General features: G+C 54.0%; 13 protein-coding genes. All 13 read right to left on the reverse strand.

Annotated features, from left to right (window positions below):
- Window positions 1-69 precede the first annotated feature (69 nt).
- The 13 genes from LG200_RS11875 to LG200_RS11935 all read right to left on the reverse strand — a co-directional run bounded on the left by LG200_RS11875 (window position 70) and on the right by LG200_RS11935 (window position 20,200).
- Window positions 70-450, reverse strand: a complete 381-nt coding sequence (locus LG200_RS11875) for a hypothetical protein (RefSeq protein WP_226757837.1) — start codon at window positions 448-450, stop codon at window positions 70-72.
- An 82-nt stretch (window positions 451-532) separates the two neighbouring features.
- On the reverse strand, window positions 533-2,617 hold the full coding sequence (locus tag LG200_RS11880) for a putative bifunctional diguanylate cyclase/phosphodiesterase (RefSeq protein WP_226757838.1): 2,085 nt from the start codon (window positions 2,615-2,617) through the stop codon (window positions 533-535).
- A 230-nt stretch (window positions 2,618-2,847) separates the two neighbouring features.
- A complete protein-coding gene (clsB, locus tag LG200_RS11885) occupies window positions 2,848-3,999 on the reverse strand; it encodes a cardiolipin synthase ClsB (RefSeq protein ID WP_226757839.1) in 1,152 nt (383 codons plus the stop codon).
- Window positions 3,999-4,754 (reverse strand): endonuclease/exonuclease/phosphatase family protein, encoded by a 756-nt coding sequence (locus tag LG200_RS11890; RefSeq protein WP_226757840.1) that lies wholly within the window; start codon window positions 4,752-4,754, stop codon window positions 3,999-4,001. The genes clsB and LG200_RS11890 overlap by 1 nt, the downstream gene beginning before the upstream one ends.
- 13 nt (window positions 4,755-4,767) lie before the next feature.
- Window positions 4,768-5,910 carry a quinolinate synthase NadA gene (nadA, locus tag LG200_RS11895; RefSeq protein ID WP_264193898.1) on the reverse strand — a complete coding sequence of 381 codons (1,143 nt, stop codon included), beginning with the start codon at window positions 5,908-5,910 and terminating at the stop codon, window positions 4,768-4,770.
- A gap of 10 nt (window positions 5,911-5,920) precedes the next feature.
- Complete coding sequence (gene nudB / locus LG200_RS11900) at window positions 5,921-6,400, reverse strand: dihydroneopterin triphosphate diphosphatase (RefSeq protein WP_226757841.1); 480 nt, start codon at window positions 6,398-6,400, stop codon at window positions 5,921-5,923.
- Complete coding sequence (locus LG200_RS11905) at window positions 6,400-6,924, reverse strand: adenine phosphoribosyltransferase (protein WP_226757842.1); 525 nt, start codon at window positions 6,922-6,924, stop codon at window positions 6,400-6,402. The genes nudB and LG200_RS11905 overlap by 1 nt, the downstream gene beginning before the upstream one ends.
- Before the next feature lie 113 nt (window positions 6,925-7,037).
- Window positions 7,038-8,822, reverse strand: a complete 1,785-nt coding sequence (gene aspS, locus LG200_RS11910; protein ID WP_226757843.1) for an aspartate--tRNA ligase — start codon at window positions 8,820-8,822, stop codon at window positions 7,038-7,040.
- A 12-nt stretch (window positions 8,823-8,834) separates the two neighbouring features.
- The gene (locus LG200_RS11915) at window positions 8,835-9,455 is read right to left on the reverse strand and encodes a DUF502 domain-containing protein (protein ID WP_226757844.1); all 621 of its coding nucleotides are present in this window, start codon (window positions 9,453-9,455) and stop codon (window positions 8,835-8,837) included.
- A gap of 36 nt (window positions 9,456-9,491) precedes the next feature.
- On the reverse strand, window positions 9,492-9,746 hold the full coding sequence (locus LG200_RS11920; protein WP_226757845.1) for an FmdB family zinc ribbon protein: 255 nt from the start codon (window positions 9,744-9,746) through the stop codon (window positions 9,492-9,494).
- 303 nt (window positions 9,747-10,049) lie between these two features.
- Window positions 10,050-10,454 (reverse strand): hypothetical protein, encoded by a 405-nt coding sequence (locus LG200_RS11925; protein ID WP_226757846.1) that lies wholly within the window; start codon window positions 10,452-10,454, stop codon window positions 10,050-10,052.
- A 21-nt stretch (window positions 10,455-10,475) separates the two neighbouring features.
- A complete protein-coding gene (locus tag LG200_RS11930; protein ID WP_226757847.1) occupies window positions 10,476-14,684 on the reverse strand; it encodes an OmpA family protein in 4,209 nt (1,402 codons plus the stop codon).
- Complete coding sequence (locus LG200_RS11935) at window positions 14,681-20,200, reverse strand: SdrD B-like domain-containing protein (protein ID WP_226757848.1); 5,520 nt, start codon at window positions 20,198-20,200, stop codon at window positions 14,681-14,683. The genes LG200_RS11930 and LG200_RS11935 overlap by 4 nt, the downstream gene beginning before the upstream one ends.
- Between the last annotated feature and the right edge of the window lie 272 nt (window positions 20,201-20,472).

Here is a 20,472-nt window from a genome sequence, read left to right on the forward strand (position 1 = left end):
AGCCGTATGCACCGGCCATCAATATAAAAAGCCGCTGTCGCAGCGGCTTTTTATATTGCCAAACACCCATTACTGCTTGGGGGCAGCCTGTGGCACTTTGCAGTTGGCAAATTCATGCTTGTATCCATCCTCCAGCTTGGCAATGTCGCCTTCTATCGCCAGCGTGGTAATACCGTTGCTGAATTGTCCCGCACCCTCAGTCTTGTTCAGCCCCACTTCACGATCGGGCAACACCAGCCAGGCAACGTTGCCTCCATCCTGTATCCGCACATAAAACTTGCGGCCCTTGTCGCACTGATACTCGGTGGAACCCGCAGGGCCCCTGGACGTTTTGGCTGCATCATCCTCACCAAAAGGCCAGAGGCTGAAACCACCACAACCTGACAACATGAAAGTGCTGGACAGCGTGAGCACCAAGGTGCGTAAAAGAGCAATATTCCTAATCGGCATTGTTAAACCTTAATCAATTTTCCAGAAGCGCATTAACGTGCACCAGTCAGCTGGCAGTATAAACAATATGCCGTGACTAGAGCTAGCCTGCCCGCTTTATAGAGCTGCCGGAAAACCTTTCAGTCAAATGTTCGGCCGGCATGGGTTTCCCCAACCCATATCCCTGCAGCTCATCACACCCCAAATCCTGCAGGAATGTTTTTTGTGCTTCAGTTTCCACGCCTTCCGCAACAATCCTGAAGTTCAAGGTGTGGCCCAGAGCGATAATCGCCGACACGATAGCGCCATCGTCAAAACCGCCTGCCCCCAGATTCCTGATAAAACCGCGATCAATCTTGAGTTCATTGGCTGGCAGGCGCTTGAGATAAAGCAGGCTTGAATAGCCTGTACCAAAGTCATCAATAGAAATCCTGACCCCCAGCCTGGATATTTCATGCAGGATTTCCAATGTTGCCTTCACATTATGCATTGCTGTCGACTCAGTGATTTCAAGTGTCAGGCAGTGGGCTGGCAAGCGCCATTTGATCAAGGTGGATTTAACCACTTCCAGCAATCTCTCATGCCCAAACTGCAGGGCCGATAAGTTGACCGAGATGCTCCAGCTGGTATGGCCGGAGTCATACCAGGCAGACATCTGGCGGCAGGCCTCATCCAGGACCCAATCGCCGATTGGAATAATCAGGCCGGATTTCTCCGCCAGGGAAATAAACTGGTCAGGCGCCACCATGCCCAATTTAGGATGCCGCCAGCGCAACAAGGCTTCCGCACCCACAATATGCTCTTTATCTGCATCAAATTTAGGCTGGTAATACAATACAAACTGTTTGTTCTCTAATGCCACCCGCAAATCCAGCATCATATCCAGGCGGTTCTGGGTATTGATATGCATCGATGCCTCAAAGAAATGGTAGCCATTCCTGCCAGAGCGCTTCGTGTGATACATGGCGCTATCTGCATTGATTGCAAGCTCTCGGTAGGTCTGGCCGTTATCGGGATGAATCGCAATTCCTATGCTGGCGGAAACCCTCAGCTCACGCCCGCTGCTTGTGAACGGCTGAGTAAATGCAAACACAATCTTTTCTGCCACAGTCGCGGCATCTTCCGGTGTTGCAGAATCAAGCAATACCACGAACTCATCACCACCTACGCGCGCGACTGTATCCTGGGCCCGCAGGATTTTGCGCAACCTTACTGCCGCCTCCACCAGCAGGGTATCCCCAACGTGATGGCCTAGAGAATCATTGATGGTCTTGAAACCATCGATATCAATAAACATCAGTGAAAAACTGCCGCCATCCCGCCTGATCTTGTGCAAAGCCTGATTGACCCGGTCTTCCAGCAAGGTCCGGTTCGGCAACTTTGTCAGCGTGTCGTGTAAAGTCTGCTGCAGCAACTCTTCGTTGACCTTTTCCAGGGAAAGAGCCAGCGCCGCCGTCCTGCTCTCCAGCCTTGAGTCAAAAATCGAGATTAACAGCGCTATCACCAGGATGCCGCTGCCTCCCATGACAACCATGATCGCCAGGGCATCAAGGTTGCCACCATCAGTTGCTGCGCGACAAACGGTGCCAATAGGGAACTCTGCTGCTGCAATTCCTGTGTAGTGCATACCGCAAATCGCTATGCCCATGACCAAGGCTGCAGCAAACCTTGCCAATACAATATGCGGCACATGCTGGCGCAGTTTGAACGCAATCCACAATGCAACCGCTGAAGCGCCAATTGCAATGACAAGAGACAGCGTAAACAACGTGGGCTCATAGTTTGGCGCAGGATCCATGAGCATCGCTGCCATGCCGATGTAATGCATGGAGGCAACCCCCAGCCCCATAATGACAGCACTGACCAGCAGACGCTTGATTGGCAAGGTTTCTTGTGAAACCTGCCAAAGCGCAAAACCGGAAACTGCCACAACGACCATCAGGGAAAGGAAGGTGATCCCAAGGTCATAGCCCAACGGAATAGGCAAATGGAAAGCCAGCATGCCAATAAAGTGCATGGCCCAGATACCAACCCCCATGGCAAATGCTCCACCTACCAACCACCAACGGGCGGCCTTGCCTTGGGCTGTATTGATACGCTCCGCCATGTTGAGTGCCGTATAAGATGCAAAAATGGCAACCAATAAGGAAATAACCACCAGGTTGATATCGTAGAACTCTTTTAACATCACAAAATTCACTAATAGGGATGAAGTTGTTACGGTTCATTGAGGCGCATCTTGAGGTGAGCCATTGTAAATAAGATATTTGGGGTAAATGACTAGCGAGGCAGCATCATGCAAAAGACGTGAGGGAGCCTGGCCCCAGGCAAGATCGTCAGAAAAATAGACAATCCTGAGGCAACTGCAAGCTGGATTTTATTGGCAATACGGCATTAAATGATTAATGCCTGATCGTCTCATTGCTTTTCCTTATAGCCTACCAGCCCCATCATCAACCTCACGGCCATGTACACGAACAGCGAAAAGAGGCGCTTGAACACATGCCGCCTGGACCAGTCCTCTGGGCGCACACGTACCGACTTTTCCGCAATCGCCCGCTCCAGGTCGGCTTTCAGTTCTGCATTGAACGCTTTGTCCTGCACCATGATATTGGCTTCACGCGCCAGCAACAGGCTGAATGGATCGATATTGGATGAACCTACGGTCGCCCAGCGGCTATCGATCACCGCCACCTTGCTGTGCATGAAGCTGGCACGGTATTCATAGATTTCTATGCCATGATGCAAAAACAGGCTATAGACCTCATGCGTGGCAAACATCAGCCAGTATTCCATCCGTCCCTGCAGCAGCAGTCGTACCCTTACACCACGCTTTGCTGCCTCGATCAGGCCCTGACGGAATTTCTTCCCCGGCACGAAATAGGCGCTCGCAATGATGATATCCACCCTTGCCTTGCCTATGGCCTTGAGATAAGCGCGCTCTATATCCCGCCGATGCAGCACGTTATCACGCACAACAAAAGCGGCACGTATCCCGTTGGCAATGAACACAGGGAATGGCAATGGGATATGCGCCTCCACCTGCCTCAAGTGCAGCCAGGCAAGGCGCCGCCAGAGATTGCGCACACTGGCATGCAGGGCAAATACGAGCGAGCCATCCACCCGCACTGCATAATCAACACGTGGCGCATTCAGGTTGCTCGGCACATTCATGTCGTCAATGATGTTGATGCCGCCCACATAACCATGCTGCCCATCAAATACCGAGACTTTGCGATGCAACCTACGCAGGCGGCTACGCTTGAATGACCAGGCAGAAATCTTAGGACGGTAGAACATCACCTTGATGCCGTACGATTCAAGCTCAAGTACATACTTGGGCGACAACTTGCGGCTGCCGAACCCATCCAGCAGCAAATTCACCACCACTCCGCGAGTAGCGGCCTGTTTCAGTTTCTCCCCTATGCGTACGCCGGTAGCATCCAGTTCATAGATGTAGGTCTGAATGTAAATCTCATATTGAGCCGCTTCAATCGAGGCTTCCAGCGCAGGGAAAAACTCTGTTCCATTCCGCAGCAAGGTGATGCGGTTTCCAGCCTGCCAGCGCATTATGTCCTCGACAACACCGCGGTCAGCGCCGCATGATCAGATACTTTGACGAATCGCGGCCCGGCATGCACCTCCACATGACGCACATTGAAACCGCGCACATAGATGCGATCCAGCCTGAATACCGGCAGGAAAGAAGGAAAACTGCGCGCAGGCTTGCCCCCACCGTGATGCTCAAATACTTCATGCAGGTGAAGGCCATGTACCAGCTCACGCCCGGATGACATGCTCCAGTCATTGAAATCACCCGCAATCACCAGCGGTGCATTTTCCGGCACCACCTCCATAATCCGGTCGCGCAGGGTCATGATCTGTTTACGACGCCAGCCTGCAAACAAACCCAGGTGCACACAAATGCAGTGCAAAGGTTGCTCCCAGCCAGGCACGACAATTTCGCAGTGCAACATGCCGCGCTGTTCACTGCTATGGGCAGAGATATCGATATTCTCGTATTTCAGTATGGGATATTTGGACAACAAGGCATTGCCGTGATGGCCTGCGGGATAGACCGAGTTTTTGCCATAGGCAAAGTCACTCCAGACAGCGTCTGCCAAGAACTCTACCTGGCCTGCCAACGGCCAGGCGCTGAACCTGCGACTGTGCTTGATGTGCTGGTCCCGCACCTCCTGCAAAAAGACAACGTCCGCCTGCAGTTTACGGATCAGCTCACGCTGTTCATGCAAGGCAAAGCGTGCATTGAAACTTGTCACACCTTTGTGGATATTGAAGGTGGCAATACGCAGGACGTTCTGCAAACTTAGTCCTTCATCAGGATGCGTCCAGCATACGTTGCAGGGTCAGGCGTGCCAGTTCAGCTTCATGTTCAGGCACCTTGATCTGGTTGACCACATTACCTTCCGCCAGGTTTTCCAGCGTCCAGGCCAGGTGCTGCGGATCAATACGAGCCATGGTGGAACACTCGCATATGACATGCGACATGAACTGGACAACCTTGCCCTCGGGCTTCATCTGCTCCGCCAGGCGGTTTACCAGGTTGAGCTCGGTCCCTACCAGCCAGCGCGTACCTGCCGGTGCATCGCTGACAGTCTTGAGGATGTATTCGGTTGAGCCGACATAATCGGAGTTGAGGCAGACTTCAAACGGCGACTCCGGATGGGAAATCACAATGCCATCAGGATGCTCGGCACGGAAACGCGTAATGTTCTGCTCGCGGAACATCTGATGCACCGCACAATGGCCTTTCCACAACAGGATTTTCGCATTCCTGATCTGCTCTTCCGTCAAGCCGCCCATCGGCAAATCAGGATCCCACACTGGCATCTGTTCCAGTGGGATGCCCATCTTATAGCCGGACCAGCGGCCCAGGTTCTGGTCGGGGAAGAACAACACTTTCTCGCGCTGCCTGAAGCCCCACTCGATGATCTTGGTGGCATTGGTCGAAGTGCAGACAATGCCGCCGTGCTCCCCGCAGAACGCCTTGAGGTCGGCTGCGGAGTTGATATAGGTGATCGGCGTGATAGTCGCATCAAAATCCAGCACCTTGGACAGCTCGCGGCGGGAACGCTCGACTTTGGCCAAGTTGGCCATATCCGCCATGGAACAACCAGCAGACAGGTCGGGCAGGATGGAAATCTGCTCAGGCCGAGAAAGGATATCCGCAACCTCGGCCATGAAGTGCACGCCAAGAAAAACAATGTACTGCGCATCGGTCTCGGCGGCAAAACGCGACAGCTTGAGTGAATCTCCTGTGTAATCCGCATGGCGGTAAACACTCTCCTGCTGGTAGTGATGGCCCAAAATGACCAGCTTGTTACCGAGTTTCTTTTTGGCCGCAATAATCCGCGCCTGCAATTCGGCTTCCTGGGTTGCCTGAAACCGCTCAAAGCGGATTGGCTCGGTTGCCACTGTCGCTGGTTTTTCCAGGGTTGAGTTCTCTAAAGTTGCTTGCATGGCTGATAATTCACAATGTTAAGTTATTCCGTTCACCCAACTTACGCAGGGCCTCGACATTTGTCCATGAAAATACACGTTTTGCTGCCTCGCGCCAGTCTACCCACTCATAGGCAACATGCTCGCGAGGAGCGAGTTGGACAACAACCGGCGCCGGTAATTCCAATCCAAAAAGATGCTCGGTATTTTCCGTCACACCAGGCGCATAGCGGAAACGCCAGTGCGGATAAATCTCGTATACATGCGACAGTTGCCAGTCAACCAGCTTGTAGTCAGCCGCATTGAGGCCGGTTTCTTCCTTGACCTCGCGAATGGCGGCATCCACAGGCTGCTCCAGCTCGCCGTTTTCCATGACTTCCAGGCTGCCGGTGACTGACTGCCAGTAACCTTGCTTGTCGGCGCGCTCCATGATGAGCACCTGCAAATCAGTCGTATGAATCAGCACCAGCGCCGATACCGGAATCTTGTAAACCGGCTGATGACTTCCCACTACTCGCCCTCAAACTCGCATAGCGTAAACGTGCTGTAACCCAATTGATGCAGTCTTTGCTCGCCACCGAGATCTGGCAGGCCAATGATGAACGCGCACTCAAATACGTTACCACCCAGCTTTTCGATCAACACCGTCGCAGCTTCTGCCGTACCGCCAGTGGCAATCAGGTCATCCAGCAACAGGATATTTTCATTGGGACTGATCGCATCACTATGAATCTCCACGCGGTCAGTACCGTACTCCAGCGCATAGTCATGTCCCAGCACATCACCCGGCAACTTACCTTTTTTGCGCACTGGTACAAAACCAACACCAAGCTTGTATGCCACCGCAGCACCGACAATGAAGCCGCGCGACTCGATGCCGACAATCTTATCAATCTTGGCAGCAGCATAACGCTCATACAATGCATCAACCACCTGCCGCAAGCCATCTGCATCTTTCAGCAAAGTAGTAATGTCGCGAAACTGGACACCAGGCTTGGGATAATTGGGAATGGTGCGAATTAAAGACTTAATCACAGCAGCATCCCATTCAAAATGAAACTCGCGCCGCGCTGGCAAGGCGTACCTTCGCAGACAGTACTATTGGTACGGCAAGAAGGCGCAACGCCGCCAGCACAAGCGAGTCCATTTTATCCTGCCGGATTTTGCTGGCGTACGCGTATATGCAGTTCACGCAGCTGCTTCTCGTCCACTTCGTTAGGCGCATTGGTCATCAGGCACTGGGCGCGTTGTGTCTTGGGGAAGGCAATGACGTCACGAATCGATTCTGCGCCCGCCATCAGGGTCACCAGGCGATCGAGACCAAAGGCCAGGCCGCCGTGCGGAGGCGCGCCGTATTGCAGGGCATCGAGCAGGAAACCGAATTTTTCCTGCGCTTCTTCTTTGCTGATCTTGAGTGCGTTGAATACCTTGGACTGTACTTCCTGCTTATGGATACGAACCGAACCGCCGCCTACTTCCCAGCCATTCAACACCATGTCGTAAGCCTTGGACAAGGCCGCGCCAGGGTTGGTAGTCAGTAGGTCTTCGTGGCCGTCTTTGGGGGAAGTGAACGGGTGATGCAATGCCACCCAGCGGTCATTTTCCTCGTCATGTTCGAACATGGGGAAATCAATCACCCACAACGGTGCCCAGGCACGGCCATCCACATGGCCTTTTTCATGGCCAACACGCGTACGCAAGGCACCCAATGCTTCATTGACCACCTTGGCCTTGTCGGCACCAAAGAACACGATGTCGCCGTTTTGCGCGCCAGTACGCTCAATAATCGCCTTAAGCGCGGTTTCATGAATGTTCTTGACGATAGGGCTTTGCAAGCCTTCTTCATTCAATTTGGTAATGTCATTGATCTTGATGTAGGCAAGTCCCTTGGCACCATAGATCTTGACGAACTCGGTGTAGGCGTCGATCTCGCTACGGGAAATTGCCGCGCCGTTAGGCACGCGCATGGCAGCCACACGCCCACCCACTGCATTGGCCGCCCCGGCAAACACCTTGAAATCAACATCCTTCATGACGTCGGTCAATTCGGTAATTTCCAGGGTCACACGCATGTCTGGCTTGTCTGAACCATATTTGTTCATGGCCTCAGAGAAAGGCATGCGCGGGAATGGGTTGGGCAGGTCTATGTCCTGCACGCCCTTGAACATCTTACGGATCATGTCCTCGACTATCGTCATGATTTCTTCTTCACCCAGGAAGGAAGTCTCAATATCCACCTGAGTGAATTCAGGCTGACGATCGGCGCGCAAATCTTCATCGCGGAAACATTTCGTGATCTGGAAATAACGGTCAAAACCGGAAACCATCAGCAACTGCTTGAACAGCTGCGGCGATTGGGGCAACGCAAAGAACTGACCGTGATGCACACGCGACGGCACCAGGTAATCACGCGCACCTTCAGGGGTGGAGCGTGTCAGCATGGGTGTTTCAATCTCGATGAAGCCATTGCTGTCCAGATGGTCGCGCAGAGTCTTGGCAACACGGTAGCGCAGCATCATGTTCTTTTGCATGGCAGGGCGACGCAAGTCGATATAGCGATGTTCCAGGCGTACCATTTCGCTCAGGTTGTCATCATCCAGCATGAACGGCGGCGTGAGCGATGCATTGAGAATCTCGATCTCGCTTGCCAGCATTTCCACCTCGCCGGTCGGGATGTTGGCATTGACTGTGCCATCAGGACGCGCACGGACCTTACAGACCACTTTCAATACAAACTCACTGCGCACGGTTTCAGCCAAGGCAAATGCAGCTGGTGTGTCAGGATCGATCACGATCTGAGCCATGCCTTCACGATCACGCAGGTCAATGAAAATTACGCCACCATGGTCGCGGCGGCGATGTGCCCAGCCGCAAAGGGTAACTGTCTGGCCGATGTGTTCACGGTTCAGGTGACCGCAGTAATGAGTACGCATATGAAAGAGATCTTATATTTTAGAGTTAGTAATAATGGGAGTTCTGGCAGGGGGCGCCACGACCCCCATGGATATAATGTATTTCAGGGCTTCATCAACGCTCATGTCGAGCTCGATAATGTCGGCAGTCGGCATCATCAGGAAAAACCCGGAAGTAGGGTTAGGCGTGGTTGGCACGTACACGCTCACATAATCCCCTTGCAGGTGATTCGCCACATCCCCGCCGGGCTGCCCTGTCATAAAGGCGATGGTCCAGCTGCCCTGGCGCGGATATTGCACCAGCAATGCCTTGCGGAAAGCATTGCCGGAATCGGAAAACAAGGTATCGGATACCTGCTTCACGCTGTTGTAGATGCTTTTGACCACTGGTACACGGCCAAGCAATCCTTCCCACAGCAAAATCACCTGCTTGCCAAAGAAGTTGGTGGCTATCAGGCCGGTACCAAAGATAATCAACAAGGTCAGGATGGCACCAAGTCCAGGAATTTCACGGCCAAACTGTTCAATTGGCCTCCATTCGTGCGGCAACAACAACAGGCTCTGGTCCATCAGGCCGATCAAGGTACTTAATACCCAGACAGTGATGGTCAGAGGCACCAATACCAACAACCCGGTAATAAAATAACTTTTCATGTTCACCTTAACAATTGAAGGCCAGCCAATATTCAATTAATGGCAGGCACAGCCGGTGCCACAAGCTGCAGCAGGAGCTGATTCTTCAGTTTTTTTCGCAGCAGGACTGCTGCCCTTGAAGTCGGTGGCATACCAGCCTGTTCCGTTTAGTTGGAAATTGGGCGCAGACACCTGCTTCTGGAAAGTTTCCTGATGACATTCAGGACAAACGGTAGTGCCAGCGTCGCTGACCTTGCGCATCACCTCTGTCTTGTAACCACAGCTTGTACATTGATAATCGTAGATAGGCATAGCAACATCCCGGTAAAAATGAAATTATACCCGAATGCGCGTTGCCTAAGATACGGGGAGGTGATATCGCCTGGGAAAGGGAGCGTCTGCACTAACAGGATGAATATGTAGAAATATTCAGGCAACCCTACAAAAACGAGAATGACTCCTGCAGTCACTCATCCATGGTGAAATCAATATTCCTGTTGCATGCCAGCAGCGCATCAACCCTGCTGGAATCTGCACATGAGCAGAGTGTACCATCTTGCTTGTGACGCAAGATCGCACGCTGACAGCCCATGCCATGCATGGGCCATATCAATATTACTGAGCCGCAGCCTGTACAGGCGCCGTTTCACAATTGATAAACCATAATAAGCCCGCAGTATGCCGGGTAAATAATTTGTGGTCATAACCCCTGTGGGCTGCAAGAATCTCATAAAGCCTGACCCCGTTGGCTTTGGGTGAATGCTCCATGAAAACAATCGCCACCTTGTGGCCAGTATTTACGCCAAGCTCCCGATTGATCTCTGGCAACCGGGAGGTCTCGTTGAAACTCAGGCCTAAAGTGACATTGCGCAAATCGACAATCAGGTTGTTAGTCTGATGGCGCTGCATATCAGCCAATATTTCCACGACCATTGTCCGATACTCATCTAACTTCATGGCACCAGACACGGTCAGCAGGCTGACATGATGCTCTTGAAGATAATCAATTTCGAATCGCATGAACCCTCTCTCTCGAACGCCTTACATCGTGCCGATCACATTGATGAAGAAGCCCCGGCTGCGATATGAGAGGTTCGTCAGGTCATCCGAGTAATTGGTGAAGTTATAGCCGACCCCTGCCTTGACACCTTCCGCCATATGGCGATAGACCGCCACCAGCGCACCGGCACGTGAGTCCTTGGCTTCAGTAGCACGCAGGTTGCGTAGTTCCAGCACTGCATCCCACTCCTTGACAAAGTGCCAGTCTGCTCGCAGGATCATCAGGTCGGCCCGGCTGGAGAACCATTGGCCATCCACTTTGCTGTCTTTCAGTTCGCCAATGCGGAAAGCGTACTTGGCACCCAGTGAGAGCCACGGTTTAACGTCATAAATGGTATCTACCGCCAGCACCTGGCTGCGCTGCGCATAATCCGCCGTGGAACCAGACGGTGAAATCTGTCCTGGCGAAGGCAGGTTGTAGAAGTTGGTGTACTTGAACAAGGTATTCCAGCGGTCATTGTCGATCGGGCGATACGCCGCACCGGCTACGATCTCGTGATAATCGCCATCGTAGAACGCCCCACGGCTGTTATTGGACACAGACCAGTTGAGCTTGCCGAGCAAACGCCATTCCGGCGTGGCCTGGTGGCCGAATGTATTGCGTATCAGCCAGGTATCACGGTCGCCCGAGGTATTGCTACTCTCATCGCGATACTCGATATTGCCGCTGTACTTGGTATTGTCACGCTTGTATCCAATCGCCAGACTGATCGCCTTACGCTTGAGGTCGCCTGACAATGGATGTGACACCTTCCCCACTTCGCCCTTGACGCCATAATTCCAGAAATCATTGGCGGCATAGTCCAGGCCGAAGGCATTAATCAGGCTTTGTACGCCGGAACCATCCACAGTACGGGTTTCACCAAAGACACGCATTTCATCGGTCACCCGGTAAGAAGTGCCAGTGACCCAGCTACCCTGGCGGCCGCGCCAGGCGTTGTCCGGACGTTCGTTCTCAACCAGGTAATTGGTATAGGCATTGCTGCGGTCGGACAGGCGGTAATCCGCCCCCAGCTTGACACCAGGTCCCAGGTTGCCCTGTGAACCCTCAGCCAGCAGCTTGATCCTGTCATTTACGCGCCAGCTCATCCCCATCCCGGCACGGTTGTTATCTTCACGCTCGCCATCGCGCGCCACCGTGCCCTGCAGGTAACCATAGGCGCTCCAGTCTTTCTTTGGTAACGGCTCACCCTGGCTTACCTCCGCCTCATGATCGACTGGCGTGTAATCCATGCGCACCTGCACATCGGTACGATTGCCATTGCGGGACAACAAGCTGCTGGCATTAGTCACATGCACATTGCGATCATCCTGGCGTACCGCCACACCAGCCTGCCATTCAGGATTAATCCTCTGCCTGACGCCTACTTCTACTGCCTGGGTGTCTATAGTGTCCGCGCGCCGCACATCACCCTTGGCATCGACAAAGGTATTGTCAGCGACCTGCACATTGGCCTTGAAACCATGCTGGTCAACTGCCTCCCCCGTTACTGATATCTGCCCGGGTGCCGAGAACCCACGCTCACGGTTCTGTACATAAGCAGTCACTTTGCCCTTGGCCTTGTCGGTCACATCCGCAAGATCTACCGAACCTTCGATGCGGAACGCCTTGGCAGGATCGCCTGTGGTGCTGAGTGTGTTGAAGGCAAAACCGCCATCCAGCGAGGTTTGTGCACCAGCCCCGGCACCCTGGGAATGTGCAGCCTCCAGCTTGATGAAGGTACCCGGCGTATAACGGACCGTCGCATCAAGACCGTTGAGTTTCTGCTCCAGCATGCCCTGCCCCTGCTTGAAACCGGTAATCCCGATCTGCAAATAGTCGTTCACCCAGTGCGAGACGCGCCCGCCGGTAGAAAAGTTATCCACCCTGGTCAGGCCCGGCACATATTCATAGTTCGCCACCAGGTAGATTTCATTGCCATTGATCGAGGCAGTGCTGATCAGACTGGAAGCTGCGCCAGTCGATGTCAGGGCATCACGCAGGATCAAGCGGCCTTGCAGGTAATTGATTTCATAGTCTTGAGCTGGAGCAAGCAGTTTACGCTCGATGACCAGGCCGGAATCCCGGTCGCGCACTTCCACCCAGATACGTTCGGAACCCATGGTGAGCGCTTGATTGCGCAAGTAATAAAGCGATCCGCCGGTGCCGCGGAATTCATCGCGAGCCCCCAGGGTGCCTGGATCTGCAGCAAACGCATCCACCTGCGTGGTTTTTTCACCATAACTTGTAGTGTTATCGGAACGATACTTTGCATTGGCGCCATACAAGCCGCGTGAGTATTGCAACAGCTCTGTTCCGCTCCAGCTGGTCTTGAAGTTGCCCCACATCACATGGGAATCGCCTCGTGCCAGCTTGATGTAGAACTTGCCTTGGGTCGGCGCATCATCCACTGTCGTGCTGTCATCGCCATAGACCGGGTAATACAGGTCAGGGTTGATATTACGCAACAGGTAGCGTGGATCCTTGGAGGAAAAATTGGAGAACAAGTGCTCCAGCGGCTGTTCTCTTGTATCTGCAGCAGCAGTAAGCAACCACTCTCCCTTGACCTTTCCCTTCACATAGAACGCCCCACGGCCATCCACATGGCTGGAACCATCATAGTGTTGCGTATCACCGGTGACCAGTTGCGCCGGGCCGCGTACATTGTTCTTGCCCGCAGTGATGTCACCGATCGCGATATAGAACCAGTCGTCATCGGCAATATTGAGGTTGCGGCGGAAGCTGGTGAACTCGCCGTCCGGCTCGACCAGCTTGACCTCCACGCTGTTCGGGCCAGGCGGCATGATCTGCTTAATGGCAAAACGGCCATTAGCATCTACCGGCACGGTCAGGCCCAGCGTTTCTATTTTTTGTCCGGGCTGGATAAAGCGGCCATTCACGGTCACCGTGCCACCCTTGACCGGGATATTTCGCAGGCTGAGGCTGTTCTCGCCATAGCCAATCAGCTCCTCCTTGCCGTCCTGTAGGTCGCTGGTGATGCGTGGCGTCGTGCTGGAAAGGATTTCCAGCGGCTTCATCACGGTTTCATCATAACGTCCCTGCTCGTCATACACGCGCAGCAGGAACAGCACCTGCTCCACATCCTCCACCTTGGCTTGCCATTTTGTCACGCCGTTCCAGTCCACCGGCAATACCGCGAGCGGGGTTTCCTGTGGCTGTTGGCCTGGAGTGAACAGGCGGATTTCCGCCTTTTTGATCCATGGCAGGTAATTGGCCCAGGTACGGAATTCCGCCTCTTCGCCGCGTACCACGCCAAGGGTAGTGTTCCAGACATTCATCTGCGGCAAGGTGGAAAGGTTGTCGTAACGCACCTGGATATCGGCTTTTTCCAGTGCCACATCGGTGCAACGCTGACGGTCAGCTTCCAATGGCCCGTCATCCAGGCTCACAGGCTCGCCATCAATACTGATACGGAATGGCGCACCGGCCCTTGCCACGCTGGTGGCCTCACAGGCGCTGCGCACCGGCGGCGCAACTGCCACCGGCTCTGCCGGAATGATTTCTTTCTCGTCAAACCATACCCGGATAATCACGCGGCGGTTCTGCGCCATACCTGCCGGATTGTCGTTGCTGGCCACCGGCTGGCTCTCGCCATAGCCGCTGATGCTGAACTGGCTGTCATCCAGACCCAACTGCTGCTTGAGGAATGCCGCCACGGACAATGAACGAGCCTCGGACAAGCCCTGGTTATCGCGGAAAATCTTTTTCGCATTGGGCGACAGGCGTTGGTTATCGGTATGCCCGGCAATATCAATGCGTATTCCCTGTTTGCCTTGCAGTTGCGCCGCCAGTTGTTCCAACTCGGCAATCGAGCTGGCCGTGAGGTCAGCCTTGCCGGATTCGAAACGCGCAGCGCCGCTGTTTTCCACCAGGCGCGTAAACACCTGCGGCTCGGCCTGCGGCACATTAGCCGCCGCTGCACGCATGCGTTCCAGTGCGCTGCTGCTGATGCCGGAAGGCAGGGGATAACTGGTCGGCCCTTGCCGTTCAGCCGGAGAAGGCATGCCATGGAAATCCACGCGGCTGTTGTCAATACGCTTGCCTGTTTCCTGTTCGAAATCAGGAACCGGCATATCGCGTGTCGGCAACATCGATGCCGCATAGCCCCTGTCGCTTATCAGCAATGATTCCGCATTGGCCCCGCTCATCATCACACTGATGGCGATAGCAATTGCTCGCTTCTTCATCATGGTTGCACCTCCACTGCTGTCTCGATGATCAGCGGGAAGGCTGCTTCATCCTTATTATTCTTATGCGCGTCATGCCAGAGCTTGCGGGCAGCCTTGGCAACGCTGTCCAGGCGTTTCTTGGCGAGTTTTTCTCCCCCGCCGCCCGGGTCATAGGCAATGCGCAACACAGAAGGCCGGCCATCAAGCTGCTTGACCATATCGGCGAATGCCTGCTGCCATTGCGATTGAAGATCGGTACCGGCGGGGACGAAGGCCTCATCATTGAGATCGAGCCTCACCACGCGGTGCACGGTAGCGCCAAAGTTGAGCTTGACCATCTTGCCTCGGGTCACGCGCACATCACGCGGATTTTCGGTGGTGACGCGATAACCGGAAGGCAGGGTGCGCTCGTCCAGCTTCATGACGAAGTTGGCGCCGCGGTCCATATTGGGAATGTCGGCACAAGTGACGTGGAAGCGTCCCTCGGCATCAGTGGTGACCAGCAGACCGCGCGCGGTCACCACGCGGACATTGGCAATACCGGGCTCGCCCTGGTCCTGGTAGCCATTGGCATTCTTGTCGTCAAATACCTTGCCGATGATGTCGGAACAATCGAAGGTGGGATCAGGCGTGACCCTGACGGTGGCGGAGCCGATGTTGGAAACCAAGGTGTCCACCAGGCCGTTTTGCGCCCATGCCTGATTGACATATTCACCTTCTCCCACACCGGTACCCACTACCAGAATCAGCTTGTAGGTCTTGCTTTCTCCTGCAGCGAAGGTCTGGTTCTTCCAGGTCAGGTCGCGCCCATTCACTTCAGGCTCAATCCTCACCGCATTGACCGAGGCAGAACCACTGCGATACTTGAAGCCAGGCGGCAAACGGTCAGTGATATCAATATTGGCAATATTGACTGTGCTGGTTGCAGTGATGATGTATGGCACCAGATCACCTCGCACCACATTGACTAGCGGAGTCACTTTGGTAATCGTGATGATGCCGCCCATGATGGGATCAAGCGGAATATGATTATTGACCAACTCGGCAGAAGAGGCTGGGTCAAGGGTAAAACTGAAATAATACCGAGTCGCCGCTGCAGCCAGGGCGCCGCTGCCGTTTGCAAATGAACCATCACTGCTGGTTGTGGCGCAAGTGGCTGGATCATGCGGCCCAATCCCGACTGCAGGAGCCCCATCGTTTTGCTGCACCAATACGGGATCGGGAGTGCTGGCAACCTGCAACGTGGCATTACACACCGGAATCATATTGGATGGCTGCGGGATGTAATTTGCCGGATAACTGGTAATCGCCAGTGTATACAAGCCTGCCGGAGCAGTTGGATTCAGCAGGAACTGGTACCCTCCATCAACTCCTGTTGTCTGTGAGGCATTGCCGCTGACCAGGTGTGCTGCAGGAGTAAAGCCGGCCGGGCCAGTAATGCTGACCACCGCGCCTGCTACGGGCTGGCGTGTGACAGCATCATAGACCACCCCTGCCGGGTCGAGCGGCAAGCTATGCTCGGTGATATTGTCCCCATCGGCAAGCGTGATGCCGCTCAGGCTGCCGTCAAGATTGCTGGCGCCAGCGGGGTTGCTTGTGGCATTCACCACACCGTTATCGAATGCCAGTCCACGCTCATTGGGTCGTGCCTGGCCAAAGATCAGGCCATTTGTTGGGTGCCGGAACCGTACCTGATAACCAGGGCCTGGAGGCAGGTTTGTAAAGCTGTAGGCGCCAGTGGCACTGGTTGTGGTACTGGCTACGAGGATGCCATTACGCAACAACTCCACAACCCAGCCGCTTTGTGGCTTATCCAACGCATCCGGGCTAATGCCATCAAAGGAGCGATCATGATTGCCATCCAGCCAGACATGGCCGCTCAGGCTTGCACTCCCCGCTGTACTGGCAATTTCGCCAAAGTTATAACCACTGCCACTGGAGGTCAGCACCACGGTAAAAGTGTCAGAGCCTGTGGGCAATACAGTGCCGGCACTGCCCTGGGTTGCACCTAGCGAGCCGACCTGGTCCTTGCCATCTGTATAACCGCCAGGCTGCGTTTCTGTGATCGTATAGCCAGAGCCATTCGATGGTGGCAGGCTGGTAAAGGTATAGGAGCCATCTACGCCGGTCTGGATTACGCAACTCGGCAGGGTGCTATTGTTCTGGGTACGGATAGTTGCCAGAACGGTACAGATGTCCTCACCATTGGCCGTAGTTCCGGAAAGGGTGATAGTCGCCCCTTCGATACCCAGTTCGCCCGGATCGGCCAGGCCATTGTCGTTGACATCGATGTACACACGTCCAGACAAGCTCAGGTTGTTAGGAGCAATGTCGGAACGCAGGGTAGTCGTTTCGTCTTCGGTATTGTTGGTGAGATTGCTGTCGTTCTCATTGGCAGACACTACCGCCACGCTATACATCACATCCCCGGTGACGGCTGGGGTTGTCAGCATGCGCACCGAGAGGTAACGGTTGCGATATTCACCATTGGCGATGCTGGATGCGCTACCACTATAGGTACATGTCACCGTCAAGGTATTGGGGCCGGTCACCTCGCTACCGATGTTGTTACAGATGCTGCCAGCCGGAGGCCCCATCACAGCGCTATCCCCAAGGAAGCGCACGGTTTTTCCACTTGGCGGGGTAATGGCATAGGTGAATTTGAGGCCCGTCGCCACCGATGGGCCATTGTTCACCATGTTGATGGTATAAATCACATCATTCTGGGCGTTGTCACCATCGTTGCTGCTGTCATAACCCAGCGGATCGACGTTATCGAGGTTATTCACCAGAAGATCGATAGCGGCGGCCTCTACAGTCAGCGTTGCACTCTTGCTGTTGTTGCCTCCATCGGTACCGTCCACATTCTCGGCAGTCGTAGTGCTGATACGCGCAGTGTTGCTGATACCCCATGTCTGGCCACTGGTTTGCCCAACCTTCCAGTTTGGGCGTACCAGTATCTCTACCGTGCGTTGCTCGCCATTGGAGAGATTGCCGCCCTGGCAGGTCAGTGTAGGCGTTGAACCAGCGCCATAACTCTGGCCAGCCACCAAACCGCTACAAGTCGGGCTACCCGAAGTCCAGGCTACAGGGGTGACGGAAAGAACGGTGAAGCCTGGATCGGCCGCATTGACCACAAAGCTGTCACTGACCGTGACTGACTGTGCCGCAGAAGGCCCATTATTACGGAAGGTCAACACATAACTGACATCAGTACCGGCACGCGCTGTTGCAGGCGTCACTATTTTTGACACCATTTCCACATCAGCAATCGGATCGATGACGACATTGACCGAGGCTGAATTATTGGCGGTGTTGATATCACCCTGGGTGGTGGATGACACACTGGCTGTATTGGTATGGTTACCAGCCGCAAGCGGGCGGGCGACCGGAATGGTCAATGTCGCAGTATCACCCTGCTTCAGCCTGGTGCCTGGTGCCTGCGTACATTGCAACACAGAGGTATCCACCATGGCGCAGGTGAAAGTGGCATCGGAACCATTGGCAGTTGTCACAGCGACGATATTCACCAGGGACAGGGTTGTTCCTGATACCCATCCAGGGATGGGATCCCTGACGACAATATTTTCGGCATCGACCGTCGCCGTATTATTCTGCACCACCAGGGTATAGGTCATGGTGGACTCGTTGGCCTCAAGCCTGGTGCCGACACCACCCGCCGTTGTTGCAGACTTGGTAATGGACAGATCAACCGAATTCGTGGTTTGGGTCACCCCTGCACTGGCTTGGATGGTCTTGACCGGATACCAGCAATTCTGGCCTGAATCACATGCAACTTCGGCAGTATTGGTCGCACTGTAGGCTGTGCCCTTGACCTTGGAACGGGTAACAATGATCAAGGGAGTTGTATTGGCGCTGACCCCCAGTGTATGCCGGTAGGTACAAGTCACCTGCGATACCGCTGGATCAAGACTGGTGCCGCTTGTTACATTGGTACAGCTCCAGTCCGCGGCAGCGGAATAACTCACGAACTCCTCATCCGCCGGCACAATGGTGTCAATCACTTGCACGGTGTCTGCAGCGGCTGCCAATGGCCCGCTGTTTGCCACACGCAGGGTGCTGTTGATAAGCTGTCCCTCGGCTACCGGGTTGGGGCTACGCGACTTGCTGATGGAAAGGCCAGCGCCATTTGGCCCCACATTCAAGGGAATAGTCGATTGATTGTTGCTCAGGTCAGGATCATCGGGATTGCCCCCGTTGTGAGCTATTGAGGCAGTCAGGCTATAAGAGGTAATCCCGGTTGTTTCTTGTGGGGCCTTGGCCACAATCACAATCTGATTGCTTCGGTCAGCTGCATAATTCTGGGTGTTGTCACAATGGACGGTAATGCCTGTGCCCACCGTGCCGGAGGTTGTACAAGCAGCCCAGCCGCTACCACTCGGTGTTGCCGACACATAATCAAAACCTGGCGGTAATTGATAGGTGACATTGACTCCGTTGGTTGCATCGCTAGGGCCATTATTGCTTGCCTGTAGAGTGAATGTCACATTCTGCTCAGATGCCACCAGCGAGGCATTTGCAGTCTGTACAACCTGCAAGTCAGCACCTGGGCTAATGGTGACAGGAGGTGCTGAAACCAGTTGGTTGTTGTTTGGTTCTGGATCTGCCGTCGAAGAGGAAATACGAGGCGTGATCGTCACATTGCCGGACGCCACGTCCACTACCGTGGTGACCAGATTCAACGCTGAGAAGGTGCCTCCGGAAGCAATCAATGAAGCAGCCGCGCAAGTCACGACCTGACCGCTGGCAGTACAATTAAAGCCCCCACCACTGCCAGAAACAAATTGTAGCGACCCTGGCAATTCCACGACTATTTGAGGATTAATCGCGTCATTAGGACCATTGCTGCCACCACTGATGCTCCAGTTGAGCGTACCTCCACCGACAACCGGATTTGGTGTACCCGTTACACTACTGATATAGACATCTGCACCGTTATTGATGGTGGTATTTTGGGTAGCAGTGTTATTGCTGGTGCTGCTTCCGGAACTTTCATTGGCAGCTGACACCACTGCTGTCACCTGAATGGTAGCGGGTGTCGCACCGCCAGTGCTTACAATCAAGTCGACATCTGTACTAGCTTGGGCAGGAAAACTGCCAGTATAGGTACAGAGCATGTCGCTACCATCAATGACGCACGTGCCACCCACCATGGCCGCCTGAGGGTTCGTGACTCCTGCAGGTATTGCTATCCTGACCTCCACCCCGGTTGCGGGGTCGGTGCCATTGTTGCTAACCCTGATGTCATATCTCACATTGCTGCCGCGTGGCGCCGGATCCGGAGAATCGCTCAGGTTTGAAATCAGCACATCCACATTCGCCATGGCGGGCAGGGCCACCATGGCTAACATGACAAATAGCAGCTTCTGCAAGACTGTCCACTTGGACTTCACATTAGCCTTGGCAGCGGCAATAGATGCCTCACGCCTCCCTTTCAGCCAATGCTGTATGCCATGCCATTTTGTCGCTACGGAAGACGCATTCTCCGCACGTCCACATTTTTTATTGATATGCACAAACTTCTCCCAACACTCACAATTTCTGAATGCATTACCTTCTTGCCGAATTGGCTGCCTTTTGAAAGCTGGGAAAATTTATCCATGTTCATAATATGGTTCATTGACAGTTACTCACCTAAACTCACATTTATTCACACCACATCATTGCCTAACAAGGGGACGAAATCGCCCAAAAGCTTTGCAGCGAGTGGACACAAGCAGGAGCATGTAAACGCTAAGGCCTTAACTTGCTGGATGGATTGGAAAGCTGGATTAGTACGAACGGACTA

The sequence above is a fragment of the Methylobacillus caricis genome (assembly GCF_020532705.1).
GTDB lineage: Bacteria > Pseudomonadota > Gammaproteobacteria > Burkholderiales > Methylophilaceae > Methylobacillus > Methylobacillus caricis.

What these genes read in the sequence shown, in the direction of transcription:
- LG200_RS11875 (WP_226757837.1), bottom strand. Translation starts at nt 450, where the DNA reads ATGCCGATTAGGAATATTGCTCTTTTACGCACCTTGGTGCTCACGCTG.
- LG200_RS11880 (WP_226757838.1), bottom strand. Translation starts at nt 2,617, where the DNA reads ATGTTAAAAGAGTTCTACGATATCAACCTGGTGGTTATTTCCTTATTG.
- clsB (WP_226757839.1), bottom strand. Translation starts at nt 3,999, where the DNA reads ATGCGCTGGCAGGCTGGAAACCGCATCACCTTGCTGCGGAATGGAACA.
- nadA (WP_264193898.1), bottom strand. Translation starts at nt 5,910, where the DNA reads ATGCAAGCAACTTTAGAGAACTCAACCCTGGAAAAACCAGCGACAGTG.
- aspS (WP_226757843.1), bottom strand. Translation starts at nt 8,822, where the DNA reads ATGCGTACTCATTACTGCGGTCACCTGAACCGTGAACACATCGGCCAG.
- LG200_RS11915 (WP_226757844.1), bottom strand. Translation starts at nt 9,455, where the DNA reads ATGAAAAGTTATTTTATTACCGGGTTGTTGGTATTGGTGCCTCTGACC.
- LG200_RS11920 (WP_226757845.1), bottom strand. Translation starts at nt 9,746, where the DNA reads ATGCCTATCTACGATTATCAATGTACAAGCTGTGGTTACAAGACAGAG.
- LG200_RS11925 (WP_226757846.1), bottom strand. Translation starts at nt 10,454, where the DNA reads ATGCGATTCGAAATTGATTATCTTCAAGAGCATCATGTCAGCCTGCTG.
- LG200_RS11930 (WP_226757847.1), bottom strand. Translation starts at nt 14,684, where the DNA reads ATGATGAAGAAGCGAGCAATTGCTATCGCCATCAGTGTGATGATGAGC.